A 314-nucleotide genomic window follows, 5' to 3' on the forward strand; every position below is an offset into this window, starting at 1 on the left:
ATGCTAGATATATGGAAATTGGAGCTGCCAATATTCGCGGTGTGCTCACTGCAGATCAAATCACTACAAACATAAGTGAAGTTTCCAGTACTCTTTATGTAGGCGGAACTCAATATAACGGAACAATTATATTAGGTTCAAGCTTTACGAGAGGATCAATAGACTTTAACGGTGAATCAATATTTTTAAATGCTATGAGTGGAGTTTATGCAAGAAGTGGTATACAAGATGGATTAATCATAACAGATAACATATTAGATAGTTATTTGGAGGATTACACTAGACCATACTATCGTTCTAATTTTTGCTATGTA

At 34.1% G+C, this 314-nt stretch carries 1 protein-coding gene; it reads left to right on the forward strand.

The annotated features are described in order from the left end of the window. Positions 1 to 314, forward strand: a 314-nt coding sequence (locus RCF13_RS21785) for a hypothetical protein (RefSeq protein WP_308141548.1), incomplete at both ends; no start/stop codon positions are given.

Source organism: Stenotrophomonas maltophilia group sp. RNC7, assembly GCF_030910085.1.
Lineage (GTDB): Bacteria > Pseudomonadota > Gammaproteobacteria > Xanthomonadales > Xanthomonadaceae > Stenotrophomonas > Stenotrophomonas sepilia.